The organism is Jatrophihabitans sp. (assembly GCA_036389035.1).
Lineage (GTDB): Bacteria > Actinomycetota > Actinomycetes > Mycobacteriales > Jatrophihabitantaceae > Jatrophihabitans_A.
In genome coordinates this window covers 481,822-505,420 of sequence record DASVQQ010000007.1, presented here as the reverse complement: position 1 = coordinate 505,420, position 23,599 = coordinate 481,822, and the positions used below count along the sequence as shown (strand labels likewise).

The 23,599-nt window shown below is 70.1% G+C and carries 25 protein-coding genes; 3 read left to right on the top strand and 22 right to left on the bottom strand.

Translation table 11 applies throughout. From position 1 onward, the window contains the following. Window positions 1–7 precede the first annotated feature (7 nt). From tsaE to VF557_04965, 11 genes are all read right to left on the bottom strand, one after another. A complete protein-coding gene (gene tsaE / locus VF557_05015; protein ID HEX8079546.1) occupies window positions 8–460 on the bottom strand; it encodes a tRNA (adenosine(37)-N6)-threonylcarbamoyltransferase complex ATPase subunit type 1 TsaE in 453 nt (150 codons plus the stop codon). After that, window positions 460–1,581 (bottom strand): alpha/beta hydrolase, encoded by a 1,122-nt coding sequence (locus VF557_05010; GenBank protein HEX8079545.1) that lies wholly within the window; start codon window positions 1,579–1,581, stop codon window positions 460–462. The genes tsaE and VF557_05010 overlap by 1 nt, the downstream gene beginning before the upstream one ends. Beyond that, the gene (gene alr, locus VF557_05005; GenBank protein HEX8079544.1) at window positions 1,581–2,705 is read right to left on the bottom strand and encodes an alanine racemase; all 1,125 of its coding nucleotides are present in this window, start codon (window positions 2,703–2,705) and stop codon (window positions 1,581–1,583) included. Before alr ends, VF557_05010 begins: the two co-directional genes overlap by 1 nt. A 12-nt stretch (window positions 2,706–2,717) precedes the next feature. Further along, a complete protein-coding gene (locus tag VF557_05000; protein HEX8079543.1) occupies window positions 2,718–4,208 on the bottom strand; it encodes an NAD(P)H-hydrate dehydratase in 1,491 nt (496 codons plus the stop codon). Then, window positions 4,208–4,576 carry a holo-ACP synthase gene (locus VF557_04995; GenBank protein HEX8079542.1) on the bottom strand — a complete coding sequence of 123 codons (369 nt, stop codon included), beginning with the start codon at window positions 4,574–4,576 and terminating at the stop codon, window positions 4,208–4,210. The genes VF557_05000 and VF557_04995 overlap by 1 nt, the downstream gene beginning before the upstream one ends. Then, complete coding sequence (locus VF557_04990; GenBank protein HEX8079541.1) at window positions 4,573–5,628, bottom strand: NAD(P)/FAD-dependent oxidoreductase; 1,056 nt, start codon at window positions 5,626–5,628, stop codon at window positions 4,573–4,575. Before VF557_04990 ends, VF557_04995 begins: the two co-directional genes overlap by 4 nt. An 11-nt stretch (window positions 5,629–5,639) precedes the next feature. Continuing rightward, the gene (gene glmS, locus VF557_04985) at window positions 5,640–7,514 is read right to left on the bottom strand and encodes a glutamine--fructose-6-phosphate transaminase (isomerizing) (protein HEX8079540.1); all 1,875 of its coding nucleotides are present in this window, start codon (window positions 7,512–7,514) and stop codon (window positions 5,640–5,642) included. Between the two features lie 102 nt (window positions 7,515–7,616). Further along, complete coding sequence (glmM, locus tag VF557_04980; protein HEX8079539.1) at window positions 7,617–8,954, bottom strand: phosphoglucosamine mutase; 1,338 nt, start codon at window positions 8,952–8,954, stop codon at window positions 7,617–7,619. A gap of 13 nt (window positions 8,955–8,967) precedes the next feature. Next, the gene (rpsI, locus tag VF557_04975; GenBank protein HEX8079538.1) at window positions 8,968–9,357 is read right to left on the bottom strand and encodes a 30S ribosomal protein S9; all 390 of its coding nucleotides are present in this window, start codon (window positions 9,355–9,357) and stop codon (window positions 8,968–8,970) included. 29 nt (window positions 9,358–9,386) lie between these two features. Beyond that, window positions 9,387–9,827 carry a 50S ribosomal protein L13 gene (gene rplM, locus VF557_04970; GenBank protein ID HEX8079537.1) on the bottom strand — a complete coding sequence of 147 codons (441 nt, stop codon included), beginning with the start codon at window positions 9,825–9,827 and terminating at the stop codon, window positions 9,387–9,389. Window positions 9,828–10,049: 222 nt separating this feature from the next. Continuing rightward, window positions 10,050–11,669 (bottom strand): ABC-F family ATP-binding cassette domain-containing protein, encoded by a 1,620-nt coding sequence (locus VF557_04965; GenBank protein HEX8079536.1) that lies wholly within the window; start codon window positions 11,667–11,669, stop codon window positions 10,050–10,052. Window positions 11,670–11,723: 54 nt separating this feature from the next. Here VF557_04965 and VF557_04960 point away from each other — a divergent pair, with 54 nt between their 5' ends. From VF557_04960 to VF557_04950, 3 genes are all read left to right on the top strand, one after another. Continuing rightward, window positions 11,724–13,085: an FAD-linked oxidase C-terminal domain-containing protein gene (locus tag VF557_04960; GenBank protein HEX8079535.1), complete on the top strand. Its 1,362-nt coding sequence runs from the start codon at window positions 11,724–11,726 to the stop codon at window positions 13,083–13,085. 73 nt (window positions 13,086–13,158) lie between these two features. After that, entirely contained in the window at window positions 13,159–14,103 is a 945-nt protein-coding gene (locus VF557_04955; protein HEX8079534.1) for a lysoplasmalogenase family protein, read from the top strand. A gap of 20 nt (window positions 14,104–14,123) precedes the next feature. Continuing rightward, window positions 14,124–14,741 carry an alpha/beta hydrolase gene (locus VF557_04950; GenBank protein HEX8079533.1) on the top strand — a complete coding sequence of 206 codons (618 nt, stop codon included), beginning with the start codon at window positions 14,124–14,126 and terminating at the stop codon, window positions 14,739–14,741. A gap of 43 nt (window positions 14,742–14,784) precedes the next feature. Here the strand turns inward: VF557_04950 and VF557_04945 are convergent, their stop codons facing one another. The 11 genes from VF557_04945 to infA form a co-directional block, all read right to left on the bottom strand. Continuing rightward, window positions 14,785–15,363, bottom strand: a complete 579-nt coding sequence (locus VF557_04945) for a DUF3105 domain-containing protein (GenBank protein HEX8079532.1) — start codon at window positions 15,361–15,363, stop codon at window positions 14,785–14,787. Then, a complete protein-coding gene (locus VF557_04940) occupies window positions 15,360–16,574 on the bottom strand; it encodes a hypothetical protein (protein HEX8079531.1) in 1,215 nt (404 codons plus the stop codon). The genes VF557_04945 and VF557_04940 overlap by 4 nt, the downstream gene beginning before the upstream one ends. A gap of 567 nt (window positions 16,575–17,141) precedes the next feature. Then, on the bottom strand, window positions 17,142–18,260 hold the full coding sequence (locus tag VF557_04935) for a ThiF family adenylyltransferase (GenBank protein HEX8079530.1): 1,119 nt from the start codon (window positions 18,258–18,260) through the stop codon (window positions 17,142–17,144). A 95-nt stretch (window positions 18,261–18,355) separates the two neighbouring features. Further along, window positions 18,356–19,219 (bottom strand): tRNA pseudouridine(38-40) synthase TruA, encoded by an 864-nt coding sequence (truA, locus tag VF557_04930; protein ID HEX8079529.1) that lies wholly within the window; start codon window positions 19,217–19,219, stop codon window positions 18,356–18,358. Between the two features lie 30 nt (window positions 19,220–19,249). After that, a complete protein-coding gene (gene rplQ, locus VF557_04925) occupies window positions 19,250–19,987 on the bottom strand; it encodes a 50S ribosomal protein L17 (GenBank protein HEX8079528.1) in 738 nt (245 codons plus the stop codon). A 75-nt stretch (window positions 19,988–20,062) separates the two neighbouring features. Beyond that, window positions 20,063–21,088, bottom strand: a complete 1,026-nt coding sequence (locus VF557_04920; GenBank protein ID HEX8079527.1) for a DNA-directed RNA polymerase subunit alpha — start codon at window positions 21,086–21,088, stop codon at window positions 20,063–20,065. A gap of 141 nt (window positions 21,089–21,229) precedes the next feature. Beyond that, window positions 21,230–21,835 carry a 30S ribosomal protein S4 gene (gene rpsD, locus VF557_04915; protein HEX8079526.1) on the bottom strand — a complete coding sequence of 202 codons (606 nt, stop codon included), beginning with the start codon at window positions 21,833–21,835 and terminating at the stop codon, window positions 21,230–21,232. Window positions 21,836–21,864: 29 nt separating this feature from the next. Beyond that, the gene (gene rpsK, locus VF557_04910; protein ID HEX8079525.1) at window positions 21,865–22,272 is read right to left on the bottom strand and encodes a 30S ribosomal protein S11; all 408 of its coding nucleotides are present in this window, start codon (window positions 22,270–22,272) and stop codon (window positions 21,865–21,867) included. Window positions 22,273–22,353: 81 nt separating this feature from the next. Continuing rightward, complete coding sequence (rpsM, locus tag VF557_04905; protein ID HEX8079524.1) at window positions 22,354–22,731, bottom strand: 30S ribosomal protein S13; 378 nt, start codon at window positions 22,729–22,731, stop codon at window positions 22,354–22,356. A 207-nt stretch (window positions 22,732–22,938) separates the two neighbouring features. Further along, complete coding sequence (gene rpmJ / locus VF557_04900; protein HEX8079523.1) at window positions 22,939–23,052, bottom strand: 50S ribosomal protein L36; 114 nt, start codon at window positions 23,050–23,052, stop codon at window positions 22,939–22,941. Between the two features lie 65 nt (window positions 23,053–23,117). Next, entirely contained in the window at window positions 23,118–23,339 is a 222-nt protein-coding gene (gene infA / locus VF557_04895; GenBank protein HEX8079522.1) for a translation initiation factor IF-1, read from the bottom strand. Window positions 23,340–23,599: the final 260 nt, after the last annotated feature.

Sequence of the window (23,599 nt, the reverse complement as noted above, 5' to 3'; positions counted from 1 at the left end):
GGCCAGCCTAGTGCGCCAGCCTGCCCAGCCGATCGGCCCAGTCGCCGCCTTCGGGCACCAGCCGCACCTCGCGCGCCTCGGAGTCCGGCTGCCGGCTGATCTCGATCCGCAGCCGGTCCTCGGCCAGCTGCTCGACCAGGCCGGCGCCCCACTCCACCACGGTCACCGAGTCGGCCAGGTCGACGTCCAGGTCGAGGTCGTCCACCTCGGCAAGCGAGCCGAGCCGGTAGGCGTCGACGTGCACCAGCGGGATCCGGCCACCGGGATGCACCCGGGCGATCACGAAGGTCGGTGACACCACCCGGCCGGGCACCCCCAGCCCCGCGCCGATGCCCTGGGCCAGCGCGGTCTTGCCCGCGCCCAGCGGGCCGGTCAGCACCAGCAGGTCACCCGGACGCAGCAGCTCCGCCAGCCGGCGGCCGAAGTCGAAGGTGTCGGCCGGGGTGGGCAGCGACACCATCAGGCGCTGACCGGCTGGCCGGTGCCGGACATGCCGGGCCGGCCGGTCAACGCCGCCTCGACGACGGCGACCAGCGGGGAGTTGACCAGCTCGGGATGCTCGAGCATCAGCAGGTGCCCGGAGTTCTCGGCGACGATCAACCGGGCCTCGGGCAGCTCCCGGGCGATCGCCTTCGAATGCTCCAGCGGCGTCATCGCGTCGGAGTCGGCGCCGATCACCAGCACCGGGCAGTCCTTGAGGTTGCGCAGCCCCATCCTGCCGTCGTAGGCCATCAGGGTCGGGTAGAAGTCGGCGACCACGTCGACCGGGGTCGCCGAGATCATGGTGGTGCAGTACTGGACCACGGCCGGGTCGACGTCCTTGGCCGCGAAGCTGAGGCGCTTGGTCATCACCCACGCCAGGTCGCGGCCCATCGTCCGGGCCTGCTCGACCAGCGCGGCGTTCTTGGCGGCCCGGCGCAGCACGATCGGCACCATCGGGGCGTGCAGCCGGGCCAGCACGTTGGGCAGTCCCAGGGTCAGGTTCTTCAGCTCGCCGGACGAGGTGTTGATCAGCACCACCGACCGGACCCGGCCGCCGTCGCGAAACAGCTCGGGATGCTGATCGGCCAGCGCCATCACCGTCATGCCACCCATCGAATGGCCCACCAGGACGATCGGCCCGGCCGGCGCCAGCTGGTCGATCACGCTGTGCAGGTCGTGTCCGAGTTGCTCGATGGTGCAGGACTGCGACGGCGCGCGCCCGGACCGGCCGTGCGAGCGCTGGTCGTAGAACACCTGCCGGACTCCTGTCCCGAACGCCTCGGTCAGGGCCCGCCGCTGGAAGAGGAACGAGCCCAGGTTGAGGGTGTAGCCGTGCACGAACAGCACGGTCAGGCCGGCGGCCTTCTTGCCGCCCGCCGGCCCGCCGCATTCTTCGTAATGCAGCTCGATCCCGTCGTCGGTGAGCACCAGTCCCTCGTCGGAGATCGGCGGCTGGGACAACAGCGCGGCCGAGCCGGCCTCGATCCGGCTGCGCTCGCGAGCCGCCGTCCGGCGCTGCTGGGACACCGCGGCCGCCGAGACCGCGGTGAGCACGCCGACGCCGCCACCGACGAGTGCTGCGACCCTGGCCAGCCGCATCAGGCAGCCCCGCCGGTGTAGCTGCGCGGCACCCGCGACCCGATCCGGGTGACGATCTCGTAGTGGATGGTGTCCAGCACGTCGGCCCAGTCCTGCGCGGTCGGCTCGCCGGCGCTGCCGGGGCCGAACAGCACCACCTCGTCGCCGGCGCTGGCCTCGGCCCCACCGAGGTCGACCACGAACTGGTCCATGCAGACCCGGCCGCTGACGGTGTAGCGGTTGCCGCCGATCGTCACGGGTCCGACGTTGGTGGCCGCCCGCGGCACGCCGTCGGCGTAGCCCACCGGGATCAGCGCCAGCGTGGTCTCGCGGTCGGTGACGTACTGGTGGCCGTAGCTGACCCCCTCGCCGGCCGAGACCCGCTTGACGTTGGCGATCGAGGTGCGCAGCGTCATCGCCGGCGTCAACCCGAAGTCGCCCTTCTCCGGAACCGGTGACAGCCCGTAGATCGCCACCCCGGGCCGGACCAGGTCGAAGTGGCACTGCGGCAGCGTCACGGTGCCGGCGGAGTTGGCCAGGTGGCGCAACTGCGGCACCACCCCGTAGCCGCGGGCGGTGTCCAGCGCGGCGCCGAACCGCTCGATCTGGCGGGCGATGGTGGGATGGCCCGGCGAGTCGGCGTAGACGAAGTGGCTCCAGATGCCGGTGGTCTCGATCACGCCGGTGGCGGCGGCCTTGGCGGTGGCGTCCAGCAGCTGCGGCCAGTCCTCGGCGGTGATGCCGTTGCGGGACAGGCCGGTGTCGATCTTGAGGTGCACCCGGGCGGGGCTGCCCAGCTCGGCGGCGGTGGCCACCACCAGGTCCAGACCCTGCTGCGAGGACACCGAGATGTCCACTCCGGCCGCCAGCGCGGCCCGCAGCTCCTCGGTCTCGCGGGGAGTCCACAGCCAGGCCAGCACCGGCTCGGTGATGCCGGCGGCGCGCAACGCCAGCGCCTCCTCCAGCATCGCCACTCCCAGCCAACTGGCGCCGCCCACCAGCGCGGCCCGCGCCGAGGCGACCATTCCGTGGCCGTACCCGTCGGCCTTGACCACCGCCATCAGCTCGGCGGCGGTGTTGGACTTCAGGGTGGCGACGTTGGCGGCGATGGCGGCCAGGTCGACGACGGCCTCGGTGCGCAGCATGGCTCCAGTCTGTCAAACGCCGCGCGGCTGGCCGGTCGTTTCGCACGGCTCGCCGGTCCCTGCACGCAGCGCGCCGATCTCCTCGCGCAGCGCGCCGATCTCCTCGCGCAGCGCGCCGAGCAGATCCCCGGCCACCACCGGGCCGGCCGCCGCGGCTCGCGCCCCGGCAGCCGCATGCAGGTAGGCGCCGGTGGCCGCTGCCAGGCCGGGCCGCAGGCCGGCAGCCAGCAACGAGCCGATCAGGCCGGCCAGCACGTCGCCGCTGCCGGCGGTGGCCAGCGCCGCGGCCCCGACCGGGTTCAGATAGCAGTGCCCGGACGGTTCGGCCACGATCGTGGCGAAGCCCTTGAGCAGCACCGTCGCCCCGGTGTCGGCGGCGGCCCGCCGGACGGCGCTGATCCGGTCCTCGCCGATCTCACCGAACAGCCGCTCGAACTCGCGGTCGTGCGGGGTCAGCACGGTGGCCTCCGTGCGTTCGGCCAGCAGTTCCCGGCGCTCGACCAGCAGGTTCAGCCCGTCGGCGTCGATCACCACCGCGACCTCGCTGGCCAGCACCTGGCGCAGCGACTCGACGGCCTCGCCGGTGTCGCCCAGCCCCGGCCCGAGAACCCAGGCCTGCACCCGGCCGGCGCGGTAGACGCTGTCGGAGACGATCACCTCGGGCCAGCGCCTGACCACCTCGGCCGCCGCGTGGCCGGCGTAACGCACCGCCCCGACGCCGCCGAGCCGGGCCGCCCCGACGCACAGCTGGGCCGCCCCGGGGTAGGCCTGCGAGCCGGCCGCCACCCCGACGACGCCGCGGGTGTACTTGTCATCGCGCGGGCCCGGGGCGGGCAGCCGCAGGTCGCCCACCAGATCAGCGCGTTCGAGCCGGTGCAGCCGTGGCTCCGGCAGCTCGGGCGCCAGCCCCAGGTCGATCAGCCGCAGCCGGCCGGTGTGCACCCGGCCCTGGCCGACCAGCAGGCCGGCCTTCAGCGCGCCCATGCACAGGGTGGTCGCCGCCCGCACCGCCGGCCCGGCGACGGCGCCGGTGTCCGGGTCCACCCCGGAGGCGATGTCGACCGAGAGCACCGGCGCGGCCGAGTTCAGGCTCCAGCGCACCAGCGGGACGAAGGACTCGCGCACCGGGCCGCGGGCGCCGATGCCCAGCAGTCCGTCCACGATCAGGTCGTGCGGACCGGCCTCGGCCAGCGTCACCTGCCGGCCACCGGCGGCCCGCAGGGCGGCCAGCCCACCGGGGTGCGCCTTGGCCGGGTCGGCCAGCACCGCCCGCACCGCCACCCCGCGCCGGCTCAGCTCCGCGCCCGCGTACAGCGCGTCGCCGCCGTTGTCGCCGGGGCCGACCAGCAGCACCACCCGGGCGCCGTAGCTGAAGCCGAGCATTCCGACCGCCTCGACGGTGACCGCCCGGGCCGCCCGGGCCATCAGCGCCCCGTCCGGCAGGCCGGCCAGCACCCGCCGCTCGGCGGCCCGGATCTCCGAGACCGGCCAGACCCCCTGCATCAGCCCTCCGCGATGACGACCGCCGAGGCGATCCCGCCATCGTGGGACAGCGACACGTGCCAGCTGTGGATCCCCAGCTCCTCGGCCTTGCGCGCGACGGTGCCCGCGATGATCAGGCGGGGCCGGCCGTTGTCCTCGACCACCACCTCGGCGTCCTGCCAGGACATGCCGCCGGGCGAGCCCATCGCCTTGGCGACCGCCTCCTTGGCCGCGAACCGCGCAGCCAGCGACTCCGCGGTGCGGGCCACGCCGTGGGCGTTGAACCGCTCGGCAGGGGTGAACAGCCGCTCGATCAACCGCTTGGTGCGCACGCTGGCCGAGTCGAACCGCGCGACCGGCACCACGTCGATGCCCACCCCGATGATCACCCGGGCACTGTGGTGGGGGCGCTCGGCGAGCCGGAGGCCGTGGTCGGGGTGCCTGGCGATCCCAGCGTGCCGGGCGGGGCGTAGTCGGACAGGTGGCCGGGAAAGACCGAAGCCTTCGGGTCCATGTAACGCACGGCGTTGTTGACCGCGGTGGCCACTTCGCCGAAACCGGTCGCGATCAGGCGCACCTTGCCCGGGTACTCGCAGATGTCACCGGAGGCGTACACCCCCGGCACCGAGGACGCCATCGTGGTGTCGACCACGATGTGCCGCTTCTGCTGGATCTCCAGGCCCCACTCCAGCAGCGGGCCCAGGTTGGCGATGAACCCGAGGGCGGCGACCAGCCGGTCACAGGGCAGCGAGGTGAGCTGGTCGGCGACGCTGACCTGCACCTCGCTGACCGGGTCACCGACCACCGCCGTGACCTGGGCGTCGGTGATCACCCGGACGGAGGTGGTCTGCATGACCTCCACCGAGTGCGGGTGCGCCCGGAAGGCGGCCCGCCGGTGCACCAGGGCCACCGACTTGGCGATCGGCTCCAGCAACAGCGCCCAGTCCACCGCCGAGTCACCGCCGCCGACGATCACCACGTCCAGGCCGTGGTACTCGTCGGGGTCGGGCACGAAGTGCACCACCCCGCGGCCCAGCATGTCCTCACCGGTGGGCAGCGGGCGCGGGGTGAAGGTGCCGATCCCGCCGGTGATGATGATCGAGCGGGCGCGGACCCGCCGGCCGGAGGAGGTGGTGACGACGAAGTCCTCACCGCGCTCCAGGCCGATGGCCTGCTCGCCGAGCAGGTACGCGGGGCTGAACGGCGCGGCCTGGGCGACCAGGTTCGACACCAGCTCCCGGCCCCGGATGGCCGGGAAGCCGGCGACGTCGAAAATCGCCTTCTCCGGGTACATCGCGGTGATCTGGCCACCCGGTTCGGGCAGCGAGTCGAGGATCGCGGTCGATAACCCCCGAACCCCGGCGTAATAGGCGCCGAACAGGCCGACGGGGCCCGCTCCGACGATGAGGACGTCGACAGAGGTCTGCTCAGCTGGGCTCACGAGTTCAGAACCTATTCCACGGTGACCGACTTAGCGAGATTACGAGGCTTGTCGACGTCAAATCCGCGGCATTGGGCAATTTCAGCCGCAAGGGCCTGCAGCGGGATGGTCGTCAGCAACGGTGACAGCAGGGTCGGCGCGACCGGCAGCTCGATCAGGTGCGCGGCGTGCTTGGCGGCCAGCAGGTCACCCTGTTCGGCGATCACGATGGTGCGGGCGCCGCGGGCGGAGATCTCGGCGATGTTGGACAGCATCTTCTGGTGCAGCAGCGGCCGACCGACCGGGGACGGCATCACCACCACCACCGGCAGGCCGGGTTCGATCAGGGCGATCGGGCCGTGCTTGAGCTCGCCGGCCGGAAAGCCCTCGGCGTGCATGTAGGCCAGTTCCTTGAGCTTCAGCGCGCCTTCCAGGGCCACCGGGTAGCCGACGTGCCGGCCCAGGAACAGCACCGCCTTGGAGTCGGCGATCTCGCGCGCCAGCACCCGGACCGGTTCGATCACCGTCAGGGTCTCGGTGATCAGCGCCGGCATCGCCTGCAGGGACTCGTACTCGGCCGCGATCTCGTCGCCGTACTTGGTGCCGCGGGCCTCGGCCAGCGCCAGCCCCAGGATCAGCACCGCGACCACCTGGGCGCTGAAGGTCTTGGTGGCCGCCACCCCGATCTCGGGACCGGCGTGGGTGTAGAGCACCGCGTCGGCCTCCCGCGGGATCTGCGCGCCGTTGGTGTTGCAGATGGCCAGCACGGTGGCCCGCTGCTCCTTGGCGTGCCGGACCGCCTCCAGGGTGTCGGCGGTCTCGCCGGACTGGCTGATCGCCACCACCAGCGTCTGCTGGTCCAGCACCGGGTCCCGGTAGCGGAACTCCGAGGCCATCTCGACCTCGACCGGGATCCGGGTCCAGTGCTCGATGGCGTGCTTGGCGAGCATGCCGGCGTGGTAGGCCGAGCCGCAGGCGACAACGAAGACCTTGTCGATCTCGCGCAGCACCGAGCTGTCCAGGCGCTGCTCGTCCAGGGCGATCCGGCCGTCCAGGTAGTGCGCGCGCAGGGTGTCGGCGACGGCGGTCGGCTGCTCCTGGATCTCCTTGAGCATGAAGTAGTCGAAGCCGCCCTTCTCGGCGGCGGCGAGGTCCCAGTCGATGGTGAACGGCTTGCCCTGGACGGGAGCGCCGTCGAAGCCGATGATCCGGTAACCCTCGCGGGAGATCTCTACCAGCTGGTCCTGGCCCAGCTCGACGGCTTCCTTGGTGTAGCTGATGAAGGCCGCCACGTCGGAGCCGAGAAAGTTCTCGCCCTCGCCCAGGCCGAGCACCAGGGGTGAGTTGCGCCGGGCGCCGACCACCGTCTCGGGATGGTCGCGGTCCAGCACCACCAGGGTGAAGGCGCCTTCCAGCCGGCAGCAGACCCGCCGGACGGCCTCGGCCAGCCCCGGCGCGCCGTCGGCCAGCTCAGCGGCGACCAGGTGCGCCGCGGTCTCGGAGTCGGTCTCGGAGGTCAGCTCCACCCCGGCGGCCTCGAGCCCGGAGCGCAGCTCGCTGAAGTTCTCGATGATCCCGTTGTGCACCACCGCGATCCGGTGGGCGGTGTCGGAGTGCGGGTGGGCGTTGCGGTCATTGGGCGCGCCGTGGGTGGCCCAGCGGGTGTGGCCCACCCCGGTGTGCCCGGCCATCGCGCCGTTCGGGTCATCGGACCGGCTGGCCTCCGAGGCCAGCTCGGCGTCCAGGTTCTCGATCCGGCCGGCCTTCTTGGCCGTCCGCAGCTCCCCCGATTCGCTGATCACCGCCACGCCCGCGGAGTCGTAGCCGCGGTATTCCAGTCGGCGCAGACCCTGCATCACCACCTCGAGGGCAGACCTGGGACCGACGTAGCCAACGATGCCGCACATGCGCTAGAGCGTACGGGAATTGTGAAGCCGCACGGGTCAACTGCCGCCAGGTGTCCCGGCGCCGGGGGCCACGCTGCCAGCCGGGGACGGCGTGACGGACAGCTAGACGGCGCCGACGACCTCGGACACCCGGCGCGCGATCTGCTCGGCGCGTTCCTGGCTGGCGGCCTCCACCATCACCCGGACCAGTTGCTCGGTGCCCGAGGGCCGCAGCAGGATCCGGCCGGCCTCGCCGAGTTCGGCCTCGGCCGCCGTCACCGCCGCCCGGACGTCGGGCGAGGCGGCGACCGTCTCGCGGTCGGCGACCTTGACGTTGATCATCACCTGCGGCAGCCGCTGCACGATCGCGGCCAGCTCGGCCAGCGGCTGACCGGCTGATGCCATGCACGACATCAGCCGCAGCGCGGTGAGCAGGCCGTCACCGGTGGTCGCGGCGTCGGTGAAGATCACGTGGCCGGACTGCTCGCCGCCCAGGCTCAGGCCGTTGCTGAGCAGGCTCTCCAGGACGTAGCGGTCCCCCACCGCGGTGGTCAGCACCTTGATGCCGGCCTCGCGCATCGCGTGGTGGAAGCCGAGGTTGCTCATCACGGTGGCCACCACGGTGTCCTGGGCCAGCAACGATCGATCCTTCAAGGAGCGGGCGCAGATGGCCAGGATCTGATCGCCGTCGACCACGGCGCCGGCAGCGTCGACAGCCAGGCAGCGGTCTGCGTCACCGTCGAGGGCGATGCCGAGGTCGGCCTGGTGCCGCAGCACGATCTCTGACAGCGAGTCGATGTGGGTGGAGCCGACGCCGTCGTTGATGTTCTCCCCGTCGGGCTCGCCGGCCACCACGATCGCCTCGGCGCCGGCCCGGCGGAACAGCTCGCCGGCCACCGAGGACGCCGCCCCGTTGGCGCAGTCCACGACCACCTTGAGGCCGGCCAGCGAGGTCGGCGCCGCGGCCAGCAGGTGCGCCACGTACTGGGCCGCCCCGTGCTGGGACGCCGTGACCCGGCCGATCGCCGCCCCGGTGGGTCGCGGCCTGCGCCAGCCGGCCTCGATCTCGGCCTCGATCTCGGCCTCGATGTCGTCGGGCAGCTTCTGCCCGCCCCGGGCGAACAGCTTGATGCCGTTGTCGGGCATCGGGTTGTGGCTGGCTGAGAGCACCACGCCGAGGTCAGCGGCATACAGCTGGGTCAGGTAGGCCACCGCGGGGGTGGGCAGCACCCCGGCCAGCCGCACGTCGGCGCCGGCCGAGGTCAGGCCGGCGACCACCGCCGCTTCGAGCATCTCGCTGGAGACGCGGGGGTCGCGACCGACCACGGCCACCGGCCGGTGCGAGCCGTCATGGTTGGCCAGCACCCGAGCGGCGGCGCTGGCCACGGCCAGCGCCAGCTCGGGTGTCAGGTCGGCGTTCGCGCGACCGCGAACCCCGTCCGTGCCGAAATACCGGGCCACGAACGGTGGCTGGTTAACGCTTGGAGTACTGGGGAGCCTTGCGGGCCTTCTTCAAGCCGTACTTCTTGCGCTCCTTGATCCGGGCGTCCCGGGTCAGGAAGCCAGCCTTCTTCAGGGCCGGACGGTCATCGGGCTCCAGCCCGATCAGGGCCCGCGAGATGGCCAGCCGCAGCGCGCCGGCCTGGCCGGTGATGCCGCCGCCGACCAGGGAGGCGGTGATGTCGTACTGGCCGTCCTTCTCCAGGGTCACCAGGGGCTCACGGATGAGCTGCTGGTGCACCTTGTTGGGGAAGTAGTCGTCCATAGTGCGACCGTTGAGCTTGAAGACGCCGGTGCCCGGAACGAGCCGGACCCGGACGACGGCCTCTTTGCGACGGCCTACGACGGGAACTGGGGTAGTCAACGCGAATTCTCCTATTTGCCTGATCCGCGCTACTGCGCGACCTGCGTGATCGTGAATTCCTTCGGCGTCTGCGCGGCGTGCGGGTGGCTCGGTCCGCTGTAGACCTTGAGCTTCTTCAGCTGCGCGCGCCCGAGGGTGTTCTTGGGCAGCATGCCCTTGACCGCGAGTTCGACCAGGCGCTCGGGCTTGGTCTCGAGCAGTTCGCCGACGGTCCGCTTGGACAGCCCGCCCGGGTAGCCCGAGTGCCGGTAGCGGAACTCGCCGAGCTTCTGCGGCGCGACCGCGACCTTCTCGGCGTTGACGATGATGACGAAGTCACCGGTGTCGACGTGGGGGGCGAACTGCGGCTTGTGCTTGCCACGCAGCAGCCGGGCGGTCTGACTGGCCAGCCGGCCCAGGACGATGTCGCTGGCGTCGATGACGTGCCAGGACCGGACCACGTCACCGGGCTTGGGGGTGTAAGTAGGCAAGGCGCACTCTCTCTCGTCGGTCTTCACGACTTCTCAGCCAGTGGCTGGGCGTCGCTCCCGCGGTCCCGCCGAGGATTCTCGGCGGCCGACCCCGGAACATGGCCGTCCACACGCGCCGCAGGGCGAACGCGTGCCAAGGGAGCACGATACCGCCCGCGGGGTACGCCTCCAAATCGAGGCAACCGCCCACGGGCCAGGCAGGGCGGGCGGTCCGGTCGTGCCTCAGCGCGGTCGGATCACCCGTCCGGCGTCGAAGATCGGCTCGGTGGACTCGGCCACCACCCCGTCCGCGCCGAAGATCAGGAACCGGTCGAAGCGGCGGGCGAACCACCGGTCGTGGGTCACCGCGACCACCGTTCCCTCGAAGGTCTCCAACGCGTCCTCCAAAGCCTCGGCCGAGAGCACGTCAAGGTTGTCGGTCGGCTCGTCGAGCAGCAGCAGGGTCGCGCCGGACAGCTCCAGCAGCAGGATCTGGAACCGGGCCTGCTGCCCGCCGCTGAGCGTGCCGAAGGTCTGATCGCCCTGTCCGTTGAGCTCGTAACGGCGTAGCGCGGCCATCGCCCGGCCCCGGTCCACCCCGGGACGGCCCGGCTCACCGTGCCAGAGCAGGTCCACCAGCGTCCTCTCGGCCCACTCGGGATGGGTGTGGGTCTGGGCGAACAGGCCCGGCGCGACCCGCGCGCCGAGTCGCCAGTCACCGGAATGCGGCACCCGCTCGCCGCCGAGCAACCGCAGGAAATGGGACTTGCCGGCACCGTTGGAACCCAGCACCGCCAGCCGCTCGCCGTAGAAGACCTCGATGTCGAAGGGCTTCATCAGCCCGGACAGCTCCAGCTGCTCGCAGATCACGGCGCGCTTGCCGGTCCGGCCGCCCCGCAGCCGCATGGTGACGTTCTGCTCCTCCGGCTTGTCCGGGGGTGGGCCGGCGGCTTCGAAGCGCTCCAGGCGCCCGCACATCACCCGGTACTTCTGTGCCATCGCCTCGGAGTACTTGGCCTGCTGCTGCAGCGTGCGCACCAGCTCCTTGAGCCGCGCGTGCTCCTCCTCCCAGCGCCGGCGAAGCTCGGCCATCCGCTCGTGGCGATGCAGCCGCGCCTCGTGGTAGGTCGCCCAGCCGCCGCCGTGCACCCAGCTGGTGCCGCCTTCGATAGTGACCACCCGGTCGGCGGTGTTGGCCAGCAACTCCCGGTCGTGGCTGACGAACAGCACGGTCTTGGACGTCGAGTTCAGGCGCTCCTCCAGCCACTGCTTGCCGGGCACGTCGAGGTAGTTGTCCGGCTCGTCGAGCAACAGCACCTCTGCCGGCCCGCGCAGCAGCGCCTCCAGCGCCAGCCGCTTCTGCTCGCCGCCGGACAGGGTGGAGATCTCGCGGTACTTGCAGTTGTCGAACGGGATGCCGATCGCGGCCACCGTCACGGTGTCCCACAGCACCTGCGCGTCATAGCCGCCGGCGTCGCCCCAGTTGGTCAGCGCATGGGCATAGCGCAGCTGGGTCTTCTCGTCGTCGGCGGTCATCATCGCCAGCTCCGCGGCGTTGAGGTCGGCCCAGGCCTGCCCGACCGCCGGCGCGGCCAGGCCGACCAGGAACTCCTCCACCGTGGTGCTGTCGCGAACCGAGCCGATGAACTGCCGCATCACTCCCATGCCGCCCGAGCGTGCCACCGCGCCGCTCTGCGGGGCCAGGTCACCGGCGATCAACCGGAGCAGCGTCGTCTTGCCGGCTCCGTTGGCCCCCACCAGGGCAGCCTTGGCGCCCTCACCGATCCGGAAGCTGACATCAGAAAGCAGGATCCGGCCATCGGAAAGCTGATGGCGGATCGATTGCACGTCCAGATAGCCCACGCAAGCAGTCTGCATCACCGCGCAATCGCAAATCGCTGGGCACAATCAACCACCATGACCACCCTGCTCGACACGCTCGCGGCCGAACTGCCTCCCGACACCCTGGTCACCGACCCGGTGCTGATCCAGAACTACCGCTATGACTGGGCCCGGGACCCCGGCGCCGGCACGCCGCTGACGGTGGTGCGCCCCCGGACCACCGCCGAGGTGCAGACCGCGATGCGGTGGGCGAGTGAGAACCGGATCGCGGTGGTGCCCCGGGGCGCGGGCAGCGGGCTGTCCGGCGGCTCGTCGGCGGTGGCCGGCGGCATCGTGATCAGCCTGGACCGGATGCGCGCGGTCCGGGTGGACCCGGACTACCGGGTGGCGATCGTCGAACCGGGAGCGCTGAACGCGGAGGTGAAGGCGGCCGCCCGCGAGCACGGCCTGTGGTACCCGCCGGATCCGTCCTCGTTCGAGATCTGCTCGATCGGCGGGAACATCGCCACCAACGCCGGTGGGCTGTGCTGCGTCAAGTACGGGGTGACCACCGACTACGTCCTGGGCCTTGACGTGGTGCTGGCCGACGGCGCCGCGATCAGGTTGGGCGGCGCCCGGCTCAAGGACGTGGCCGGGTTGTCGCTGATCAAGCTGTTCGTCGGCAGCGAGGGGACCCTCGGGGTGATCACCCGGGCGATCCTGCGGCTGGTGCCCGCCCAGCAGCCGCCGAGCACCCTGGTGGCCCTGTTCGCCAGCGTGCCGGCAGCCGCCGAGGCGGTGGTGCGGATCAGCCGGCTGGCAAGGCCCGCGATGCTCGAGCTGATGGACCAGGCCTCGATCAACGCCGTCGAGGACTACCTGTCGATGGGGCTGGACCGGACGGCCGGCGCGCTGCTGGTGGCCCAGTCCGACGCCGGCGCCGGGGCCGCGGCCGAGATCGCGGTCATCGCCGAGGCGTGCGCCGGCTGCGGCGCCGACGAGGTGTTCAGCACGGCTGATCCGGCAGAGGGCGAGGCCTTCGCGATGGCCCGGCGGGCGGCCTTCCCGGCGATCGAGCGGCGCGGCTCGCTGATGCTCGAGGACGTCGGGGTCGCCGTGCCCCGGCTGCCTGAGCTGTTGGCCGGCATCGCCGAGATCGCCCGGCGCAACGACACCGAGATTCCCACCGTCGCGCACGCCGGCGACGGCAACACCCACCCGATCATCGTCTATGACGCCGCCGATCCGGCCTCGACCGCGCGGGCTGCCACCGCCTTCACCGAGATCATGGCACTGGCCATCTCGCTGGAGGGCACCATCACCGGCGAGCACGGCGTCGGCCGGCTGAAGAAGGCGCAGTTGCCCGACCAGTTGGGCCCGGACGTGATGGCGCTGACGCACCGGATCAAGGATGCTCTGGACCCGCTCGGCATTCTGAATCCGGGAGCTGTGTTGTAGTGCCCGATCCGGGAGCTGTGTTGAGTGCCCACATCGCGCTGCCTTGACCCGAAGCTGGCTAGTCTGTCGCCACATGACAGCGGCTGGATGGATCTGGGTGGCCGTCGCCGCCGGGCTGGCGGTCCTGGATTGGGCAGCGGTGGCTGCCGGGTCCCGGCTGTGGGAGCGCTGCGCCAAGCCCGCCGTGCTGCTGGCCCTGCTGGCCGCGGCGGTGACCGCCCAACCCCAGCAGGACGGGGTGCACGGCTGGCTGGTGCTGGCGCTGTGCCTGGGGCTGATCGGCGATGTCGCGCTGTCCTTCGCCGCGCCCGGACACCCGGTCGGGCAGCCGGCCGATCAGTCGGCCGACCAGGCCGTCGGGCAGCCGGTCGGCACGGCCGCGGCACTGGAACCGGCGAGCACCGGGCAGCAGCCGCTCGCACCAGGAACAGCCGCGCCGACCACGACCTCCCCTGTCTCAGCCGGGTCGATCCCAGCCGGGTCGATCCCAGCCGGGTCGATTCCAGCCGTGCCGGCCACGGCCGGGTCGAGCCCGACCGCATCGGCCGGTGGCGCTCACCGTGCTCGGCCACCTGCCTCGGCCGGCCGGACTCGCGCCGAGCAGCAGCCGAGCGCTCTGTTCGCCGCCGGGTTGGGCTGCTTCCTGCTCGGCCACCTCTGCTACTGCGCGGCCATGCTGAATTACGGCACCGACCAGCTCAGCCTCGGCTTCGGCCTGGTGCTGGTGCTGCTGGCACTGCTCGCCTTCGGCCACCGGGTGCTGACCGGCGCGCAGCGCCAGGGCGGCAACTCGCTCGCGATCGCGGTCGCCGCCTACATCGCCGCCCTCGGCTCGACGGTGGTGCTCGGCATCGGCACCACCTCGCTGTGGGTGGCCTACGGCATCCTCGCCTTCGCGATCTCGGACCTGGTGCTGGCCAGCGACCGGTTCGTGGCGCGGCGTGGCTGGGCTCCGCTCACGGTCGCGATCACCTACCACCTGGCCCAGACGCTGTTGCTGGTCGGCCTGGTCCACTGAGCGCGCCGTAAGCTGCGCTGATGCCCCGCCGACCGACCCGAACCGTGCCAACCGTCCTGCTGCCGGACCCGTTCGGCGCTGCCGAGCAGGACTGGCAGCACTGGCTGGCCGGTCAGCTGAGCGCCGCCGGCCGCGTGGTCCGAGTGGCTGCCTGGCCGCCTCCGGAATCAGCGGACCTGGCCGGTTGCCTGGCGGCGCTGCGCCAGAGCATGGCCGGACTTCCCGACGACGGCTTCGACGTCCTGGCGCACTCGGCAGCCTGCCTGCTGTGGCTGCACCATGCTGCCGACACCAGGGCCGCTGACACCGCGAGCGCCGCGTCCGGTTCACCCAGGCCGTCCCGGGTGGCCCTGGTGGCTCCACCGGCGCCGGACCGGCCACTGCCGGCCTGGGATTTTCTGCGGCCGGCGCCCCTGGCGGTGGACGCGCTGCGCCGGGCCGCCGACGGCACCGTGCTGGTCGGCGGCGACAACGACCCGCACTGCCCGGGCGGAGTGGCGCCGGTCTATGGCGCGCCGTTGAAGATGGCGGCCACCGTGATCGCCGGCGCCGGCTCGCTCACCGCCGCCGACGGCTACGGGCCCTGGCCAGCGGTGCTGGACTGGTGCGGGCGGGACAACCTGGCCTTCCTGGCTTAGCCGAGCGTCGTGGGCACCGCGGGGGACTCAGCGCCGCGGGCGCTCAGCAACGTGGCGGGCCCGTCCAGCGGTGGTCGTACCGGCCGGCCAGAGCATCGATGAACCGCTCGATGCCCGGCCGGTCGACCTGCTCGAAGCGCTGCAGCCTCCCCCACGCTGCCAGCGCGAGTCCGTCCGCGAGGGGCGGGTACGGAGTCATCAGCACGTCGCCTGAGTAAGCCTTGGCGATGTCCTTGAGCGCCGACACCTGGGCGGCCGGCAGCGAGGGCGAGTAGGCGAAGACGACGTGACCGTGCTCCTCGGCGTGCACGAAGGCACCTGGCTGCAGAGGGGTGTCATAGATCCCCGGAGATGGGGCGATGCCGAAGTGCGGTCCGGAGGTCGGCGGAACGGAGTTGTAGTCGGTTGTCCGCAACGCGGCTGTCGACACGTGCGGGCTCTTCAGAATGGCGATAGGGGTGCCTGGCAAGCATGGCTCGCTTCGGTCGGACGCAGGCGCCGAGCCGACCGCCGACCCCGTCAGCCGCGGCAACTGCTGCTTCACCGCGCCGGCGACCGCGGCGCACAACAGCCCGACGGTGACCAGCCACCAGCCGAGGCGGCGGATCGTGACCGCCTTCACGACAGCCTGCCCAGACGCCGCAGGCGTCGCTCCCGAAGCGCCAGCGGGAGAGGCGCGAGGGTGCTCGCCGCGCTCAGCAGCGCGACCGCTACCGACTCCCAGAAGGCGAGGCTGCCGGTGTTCAGGCTCATGATGTTGGGCACCATCCAGGAGAACCCTCCAGCGGCGGCCGGCAAGATGTAGGTCAGCATGAACCAGAACACGCCTAACATGCCTACCAGGTAGAGGACGCTGAACCACCGGGCGACCGAGCGATCGCGCCGGCCGGCCGATTCCAGTTCTGCCGACTCACCGGCAGTCATCGGAAGCAACCGTTTCTTCATGGTCAGCCAGCTGGTCCGGTACAGGTTGTCGCAACGCAGCGCGCAGGCCAGCACCGCGTACAGATCGGTGCGCAGAAAAACCGCACACTGCAGCACCAAGTTGCCGACGATCATCAGGATCAGCACGCCGAGCAGCCGCGCCAGAACGTCGGGCAGCGGTAGGCCCAGGTCGAAATAGGCCCAGCGCAGGCCGAGTGCCAGCGCGAGCAGGCTGGTATCGAACGCCGGCCCCGCCAGCATCGGACCGTACCGCTGACGGCGCGGTCGGGTCAGCAGCAGTGACAGGTCAGTCTCTGCCACGAGGAAGGCGCCCCGGTAGCTGAACCGAAACCGCGCCGGCACGTCAATCGCCCGTCCCGCCAACCAGTGCCAACTCTCGTGCGTGATGACGATGACCACCGACATGGCGTACACGCAGAGGATCGACAGAATGGGATCCGGCAGGAACAGGTAATCCTCGAACGACGGCCGCAGCGCCGGCTCAGCCGCCAACGCCACCACCACGAAGACGAAGGCAAGGGCATAGCAAGACCACGCCACCTTGCCGAACAGGGGACGTGCCAGCCACGACGGCACACCGCTGACCCAACGGACTTCACCTGGGAGCGCGACACCCTGCTCGTACACCAGGATGCCGGTTTCCTCAAGGGTGGCGAGGAAATCCTCGACGTCCACCTCGACCTGGCTGTGCTCGAAGGCGGCGGCGGCTGCCTCGGGGATCGAGCGCCCAGCCGCGAGTGCCGACAGCACTACCCCGCCTACCGCTGGGACGGCGACGAAGGTGGCGGTGGCGGGGTTGCCAACCATGACGTCATCGCCCTCGGCGACGAGAGAAAGCCGGGCGGCAGCCGCCTGCACGGCAGATGCTTGCCGTTGAGAGGTCGTCATATCCATCCTTGGCTCGGGAAATTCGAGCGGTGAGACCGCAGTGCGGTCTCACCGCCCCGAGGCGTTACGGCGATCAGCTGTCACTGGGGAAGCAGCCAAAATCCGGGTCACAACCAATCGTCAGGCGGGTCTGCTCTACCTTCCGTACCTGGATCTTCATGTGGAATCACCTCCTTTCTATGGGGTCGGTACCAGCGCTCGACCACCAGGTCGACTTATCCGCCGACAGCTAGGGGCGACCACCGCACATCACGCCCGCATAGCGCGGAGCGGACGAGTAACGCACTGGACTGGATTTCGAGGTCCGACCTTGCTTGCGATTTAGCTGTCCACATGGCACACGTGCATAGCGCGGAGCGGACGAGTGACCGACTGGTCAAGGTTCAAGCAGTGAGACCGCAGTGCGATCTCCCCGCTCGTGGCCGTGCTGGCGATCAGCTGCTGCATTCCCTGTGTAGGGGTTACACCATGTCAAGCGGGTCTGCTCGACCTTCCGTACCTGGAGCTTCATGTGAAATCACCTCCTTCTATGGGTCTAAACCAGCACCAGCGCTTGTTCTCGTCGGCCTATCCGCCGGCAGCTACAGCCGTGACCGCTTCGGGTTCCGGCGCCTGTAGATCCGAGCCGCATACCAGGCAGTCCGGCTGGCGTGAACGAGCATTGATGGTGAGGCCGCAGTCGCCGGCCAGGTCGAGGACCGCCATTGCGCCGGCGTAGCGCGGAGCGGTGAACCCGGTGAGGAATCGCAGGATTTCGAATGAGACGAGCGAGCCGAGCAGGGTCGCGACCGGTCCGGCGCCTCGATTAATCCGGGCCACGCCCTGTTGGTGCAAGGCAGAGTTGACCACCCGACCGGAGCTGTCGTCCGAGTCCGGCGGGCACGCGAGGCATGCGCTGTGACCCGGGTGCACCGACCAGATCACACCCTCGGTGACCGTCATGCCGCCCCGTACGTAGGGGACACCTGCCCGGACGCAGGCGGCATTGACCCACTCATCGATCCCGATTGGATCGTCCACCCCTGCAGACACGGCATCCGGCCGCGTCGAGGCGAGCACCTCGGCGACATCGGCTGGGCCGGCGAAATCGGCGCGGATGGTCTGCACCTCGATCCGCGGATCGAACTCCCGTACCCAGTCCGCGGCCCGCTCCACCTTCGACCGGCCGATGTCCTGCGCGCGGTAGACGAACTGGCGCGCGAAGTTGCGCTGCTCGACGTCGTCGCGATCCACCAGCGTCAGCCGGCCGACGCCTAGGCCGCAGAGGTTCTGCAGGACGTTGGAACCTAGGCCACCGACACCGAGGACCAGGACGTGCGAGTCGCGGACCCGCCGGACCATCGTCTCAGCGCTCGCCTCCAGGGTGGAGAACGTCCGGAGAAAGGCCAGGTTGCTGAAATGGCGTAACCGCTCGTCCTCGGTCAGGTCGGCGGTCTGGTCACTGTCCTCGAGCAGGCGCAGTTCGTCCAGAGCCTCGATCGCGTCCCGCACATCCTCCCGCGACACTGCCGGAAAGGCCGGGCTCAGGGTGTGGAAGAGACCTTCGAGATCGTGCCGGCCCTCGGCCAACAGTGTCAGCAGAGCAGCGATCGAGCCGTCCTCGTCAGCCAGCTCGATCGATTCCCTCGGGTCCAGCACTACCCGCACGCCTGCCTCGACCGGTTCCCAACCGAGCGGCTTCAACATCGGGATCATGCGACCACCGAGCCCCTGCACTAGACGAAGTGTCTACTAGCAGACGGTACTCGAAACGGGCTTAAACACAATATGTTGCAAGCCAGCTATTTATTGATCAAGGGTGCATCTCGTTTGGCCCGGGCCTCCTGCGCACGAGCCTCCAGCTGGGCGTTAGGTGGGTAACCCACCGCCAGCAGGGTGAGCCCTTTCGCCGGGGCCACCGTGACCTCGTCGCTGCGCCGGCCCAGGGTCAGTAGCCGCTGCGGCCAGTCCGCGTCCTTGCTACCGTCGCCGACCGCGGCCAGCGCGCCGACCACCGAGCGGACCATCGAATGGCAGAAGGCGTCGGCCTGCACCTCGATCTCGACCAGCTCACCGGTGCGCGTCACCGTCAGCTGCCGCAGGTGGCGCACAGTGCTGGCGCCCTCACGACGCCGGCAGAAGGCGGCGTAGTCGTGGAGCCCCAGCAGCCGCTGGCCCGCGAGGTGCATGGCGGCCGCGTCCAGAGCCCGTTTCCAGCCGGCGGTGTCCACCCGGCGCAACGCCGGCACGCCGTAGTCGGCGTCGCAGATCCGGTAGCGATAGCGGCGCCAGAGCGCGCCGAACCGGGCGTCGAAGTGTTCCGGCGCAACCGCCACCGCATGCACCCGGACATCCGGCGGCAGCAGCCCGGCCAGCCGCCGGACGATCCGGTCCCGCTCCTGCTCCCAGCGGGCCGCCTCGACGTCACAGTGGCAGACCTGACCGCTGGCGTGCACGCCGGCATCGGTGCGCCCGGCAACCACCACCGGCACCCGGGGCACCCGGAACAGCGTGCTCAGCGCACCTTCCAGGACCGCCTGGACCGTCCGCAGCCCCGGCTGGATGGCCCAACCGGCGAAGTCGGTCCCGTCGTAGCCCAGCTCCAGTCGCAACCGGACGAGCCCGCCTCCCCCAGCGGGGGAAGCGGGCTCGGTCGGCTCACTCATGATCTTGACTGCACCAGATAGACAGTCGCCCTACTTGCCCTTGCCCTCTTCTTCGGCAGCCTCGGTCGCGGCGGCGTCATCGGCCACTGCTTCCTCGGTTGCCGCGTCACCGGTGAGTGACGCATCCGCGACAGCGTCATCGGCCGTGCCGGACTCGACCGCGTCAGTGGCACCATCCTGGGCCGGCGCCTCGGCGTCGACCGCACCGCTCTCATCGACGACGGTCTCGGCGGCGGCGTCCTCGGAGTCCTGCTTGGCGGCAGCGGCGTCACCGGCCACCCTGGCGGCGGTCGGCGACTCGGCCGCAGCATCCTCGGCGATCTCGGCGGTACGGCCGGTCGGAGCCTTGGACGGCGCGACCTTGGTGCCACGGGAGCGCTCTGCCTCGCGGACGACCCTGGCCGCCGCGCTGAGCTCCTCGACCAGTTCGATGACCGCCATCGGGGCGTTGTCGCCCTTGCGCGGGTTCACCTTGATGATCCGGGTGTAGCCGCCGGGCCGCTCGGAGAACTTCGGGCCGATCTCGGCGAACAGCTTGTGCACCACGTCCTTGTTGCGGATGACCTTGAGAACCTGGCGCCGGTCGTGCAGCTCACCGTGCTTGGCGAACGTGATCAGCTTCTCGGCCAGCGGGCGCAGCCGCTTGGCCTTCGCCTCGGTGGTGGTGATCCGGTCGTGCTCGAACAGTGCGGTCGCGAGGTTCGCGAGCAGCAGCCGCTCGTGTGCCGGACCACCGCCGAGGCGGGGTCCCTTGGTAGGCGTGGGCATGACTTGCTCCTAGAGGAAAGGTTTCTCGGGCACCGGGCCGCCGCGGACGGCGGACCCGATGACGTTCAACGTGAGTTAGAGCTCTTCGGTCTCGGCGTAGTCGGTGTCGTCGCCGAACTCCTCGCCGCCGTAGGAGTCGACCACCGCGTTCAGGTCGAATCCGGGCGGGCTGTCCTTCAGCGCCAGGCCCAGGCCGTGCAGCTTGACCTTGACCTCGTCGATGGACTTCGAGCCGAAGTTACGGATGTCGAGCAGATCGGCTTCGCTGCGCCCGACCAGTTCTCCCACGGTGTGGATGCCCTCGCGCTTGAGGCAGTTGTAGGACCGGACGGTGAGGTCGAGCTCCTCGATCGGCATCGAGAACGCCGCGATGTCGGCGACTTCGGTCGGCGACGGGCCGACGTCGATGCCCTCGGCCTCTTCGTTCAGCTCGCGCATCAGGCCGAACAGCTCGACCAGGGTGTGGCCGGCGCTGGCGACCGCGTCGCGCGGGCTGATCGAGGACTTGGTCTCGACGTCGACGACCAACCGGTCGAAGTCGGTGCGCTGCTCGACCCGGGTCGCCTCGACGGCGTAGGTCACCTTCAGCACCGGGGAGTAGATCGAGTCGACCGGGATCCGGCCGATCTCCTGGCCGGGCTGCTTGTTCTGCACCGAGGTGACGTAGCCGCGGCCCCGCTCGACGACCAGCTCGATCTCGAGCCGGCCCTTCTTGTTGATCGTGGCGATCTTCAGGTCGGGGTTGTGCACCTCGACACCGGCCGGCGGCGCGATGTCGGCCGCGGTGACCTCGCCGGGGCCCTGCTTGCGCAGGTACATCACGACCGGCTCGTCGGAGTCGGAGGAGACGACCAGTTCCTTGAGGTTCAGGATCAGGTCGGTGACGTCTTCCTTGACACCCTCGACGGTGGTGAACTCGTGCAGCACGCCGTCGATCCGGATGCTGGTCACCGCCGCCCCCGGGATGGAGGACAGCAGGGTGCGCCGCAGCGAGTTGCCCAGCGTGTAGCCGAAGCCGGGCTCGAGGGGCTCGATGACGAACTTGGAACGGTTGTCGGCGATGACCTCTTCAGTCAGGGCCGGGCGCTGTGAAATCAGCAAGGTGGTGCTCCTTCGCACACTCGTGAGCGACCGCTATATGACGCTCGGGTGAGGTATTCAGTTGTGGTCACGCGGGTCTTGCCGGGCACGAGCCGGCCAGGGCGTCTCGTTCCGAACTGAGACGCCCTGCCGGCCGAATCGCTACTTCGAGTAGAGCTCGACGATCAGCTGCTCGGTGATCGGGATGTCGATCTGCGAGCGCTCAGGCAGCTGGTGGACCAGGATCCGCAGCTTGGACGGCACGATCTGCAGCCAGGCCGGCGTCGGCCGCTCGCCCAGGGTCTCCCGGACGATCAGGAACGGGGTGGTCTCCAGCGACTTCGGCCGGACGTCGATGATGTCCAGCGGTGAGACCCGGTAGCTGGGGATGTCGACCTTGTGGCCGTTGACCAGGAAGTGCCCGTGATTCACCAGCTGGCGGGCCGCGCGCCGGGTCCGGGCGAAACCGGCCCGGTACACGACGTTGTCCAGCCGGGACTCGAGGATCTGCAGCAGGTTGTCACCGGTCTTGCCGTTGCGGCGGGTGGCTTCCTGGTAGTAGTTGCGGAACTGCTTCTCCAGCACGCCGTAGGAGTACTTGGCCTTCTGCTTCTCCTGCAGCTGGAGCAGGTACTCGCTCTGCTTGATGCGCGCGCGGCCGTGCTGGCCGGGCGGGAAGGGGCGACGCTCGAAGGCGGCGTCACCACCGACGAGGTCGACGTTGAGGCGACGCGAGATGCGGGTCGCGGGTCCGGTGTAACGAGCCATTTCAGTTCTTCTCCCTTACGTGATTCTCGTCAGACCCGGCGGCGCTTGGGCGGACGGCAACCGTTGTGCGGCTGAGGAGTGACGTCAGAAATGGTGCCGACCTCGAGCCCGGTGGCCTGCAGCGAGCGGATCGCGGTCTCACGGCCTGATCCCGGGCCCTTGACGAACACGTCGACCTTTTTGACGCCGTGCTCCTGCGCCTTGCGGGCGGCGTTCTCGGCGGCCATCTGGGCGGCGAACGGAGTCGACTTGCGGGAGCCCTTGAAGCCCACGTGGCCGGCCGAGGCCCAGCTGATCACGTTGCCCTGGGGGTCGGTGATCGACACGATCGTGTTGTTGAACGTGCTCTTGATGTGAGCGTGGCCGTGCGCGACGTTCTTCTTCTCTTTGCGACGGACCTTCTTCACGCCGCCTGCGGCGCGGGTCTTGGGAGGCATCTGCCTTTAGCTCCTGAGGGTTGTTCGGAACGAAGTGTGAACTGCGTGACGCCCGGCGTGGGCCGGGGACCCGGCGACGAGTTACTTCTTGGCCTTCTTCTTGCCGGCCATCGTCTTCTTCGGGCCCTTGCGGGTACGCGCGTTGGTCTTGGTGCGCTGGCCGTGCACCGGCAGGCCACGGCGGTGCCGCAGACCCTGGTAGCAGCCGATCTCGATCTTGCGGCGGATGTCGGCGGCCACCTCACGGCGCAGGTCACCCTCGACCTTGTAATTGCCTTCGAGGTGGTTGCGCAGCTTGACCAGGTCCTCGTCGCTCAGGTCACGGGCCCGAAGGTCCGGGCTGATGCCGGTGGCCTCGAGGGTTTCCTTCGCGCGGGTCGGTCCGACGCCGTAGATGTAGGTGAGCGCGATGACCATCCGCTTCTCGCGGGGCAGGTCAACGCCGGCAAGACGTGCCATTCGGGGCGTTCTCCTTCGTTCCTTCGGAGGTCTTGTGCGCATCCGTCCGCTACTGCCCACTCGGGGCTGGGTTCAGCTCCGATGTAGCGGCCCCGGCCTCCGACCGGGGGTGGCCCCACTGCGCCGGATTCACACCGGTTTCAGCGGGGAGGATTGCGCGTGCTGGGGTGGTGCTGGGTGATGCCGGTACTGCTTGGGTGCTACCGCTCAGCCCTGGCGCTGCTTGTGGCGCAGGTTCTCGCAGATGACCATGACCCGACCGTGGCGACGGATGACCTTGCACTTGTCGCAGATCGGTTTGACGCTGGGCTTGACCTTCACGCCTGTACTCCTGGTTTCGAACGCGATGGCCGCCGCACCCGGCGCGGCCATCTTCATCGGTCGGCTTACTTGTAGCGGTAGACGATCCGCCCGCGGGTGAGGTCGTAGGGCGATAGCTCCACCACGACCCGGTCTTCGGGCAGGATGCGAATGTAGTGCTGGCGCATCTTGCCGCTGATGTGAGCGAGCACCTTGTGCCCGTTGCTCAGCTCCACCCGGAACATCGCGTTGGGCAGTGGCTCGACCACTTTGCCCTCGACCTCGATGGCCCCGTCCTTTTTGGCCATGTCCTCCGCTTTTCGTTATGTATCGTCTGTTCAGTTCGGGCGCAGCCAGCAGGCACGGAAATCACCGCATCGACGAACTGCGTCCGGCGCTTGTCGATGAGGGCCGATCACCACTCGCGGCCACAGCGAGACACCCAAGATTTCTGGGCATGGAAACCGGCGGCATGCGCCACCGGTTGAGTTTACTCACGAGTCAGCCCGATACCAAAACGGGCGAGCGATGCTCAACCGGCGGGAAGATCACCGCGGGCCCCGGAGTT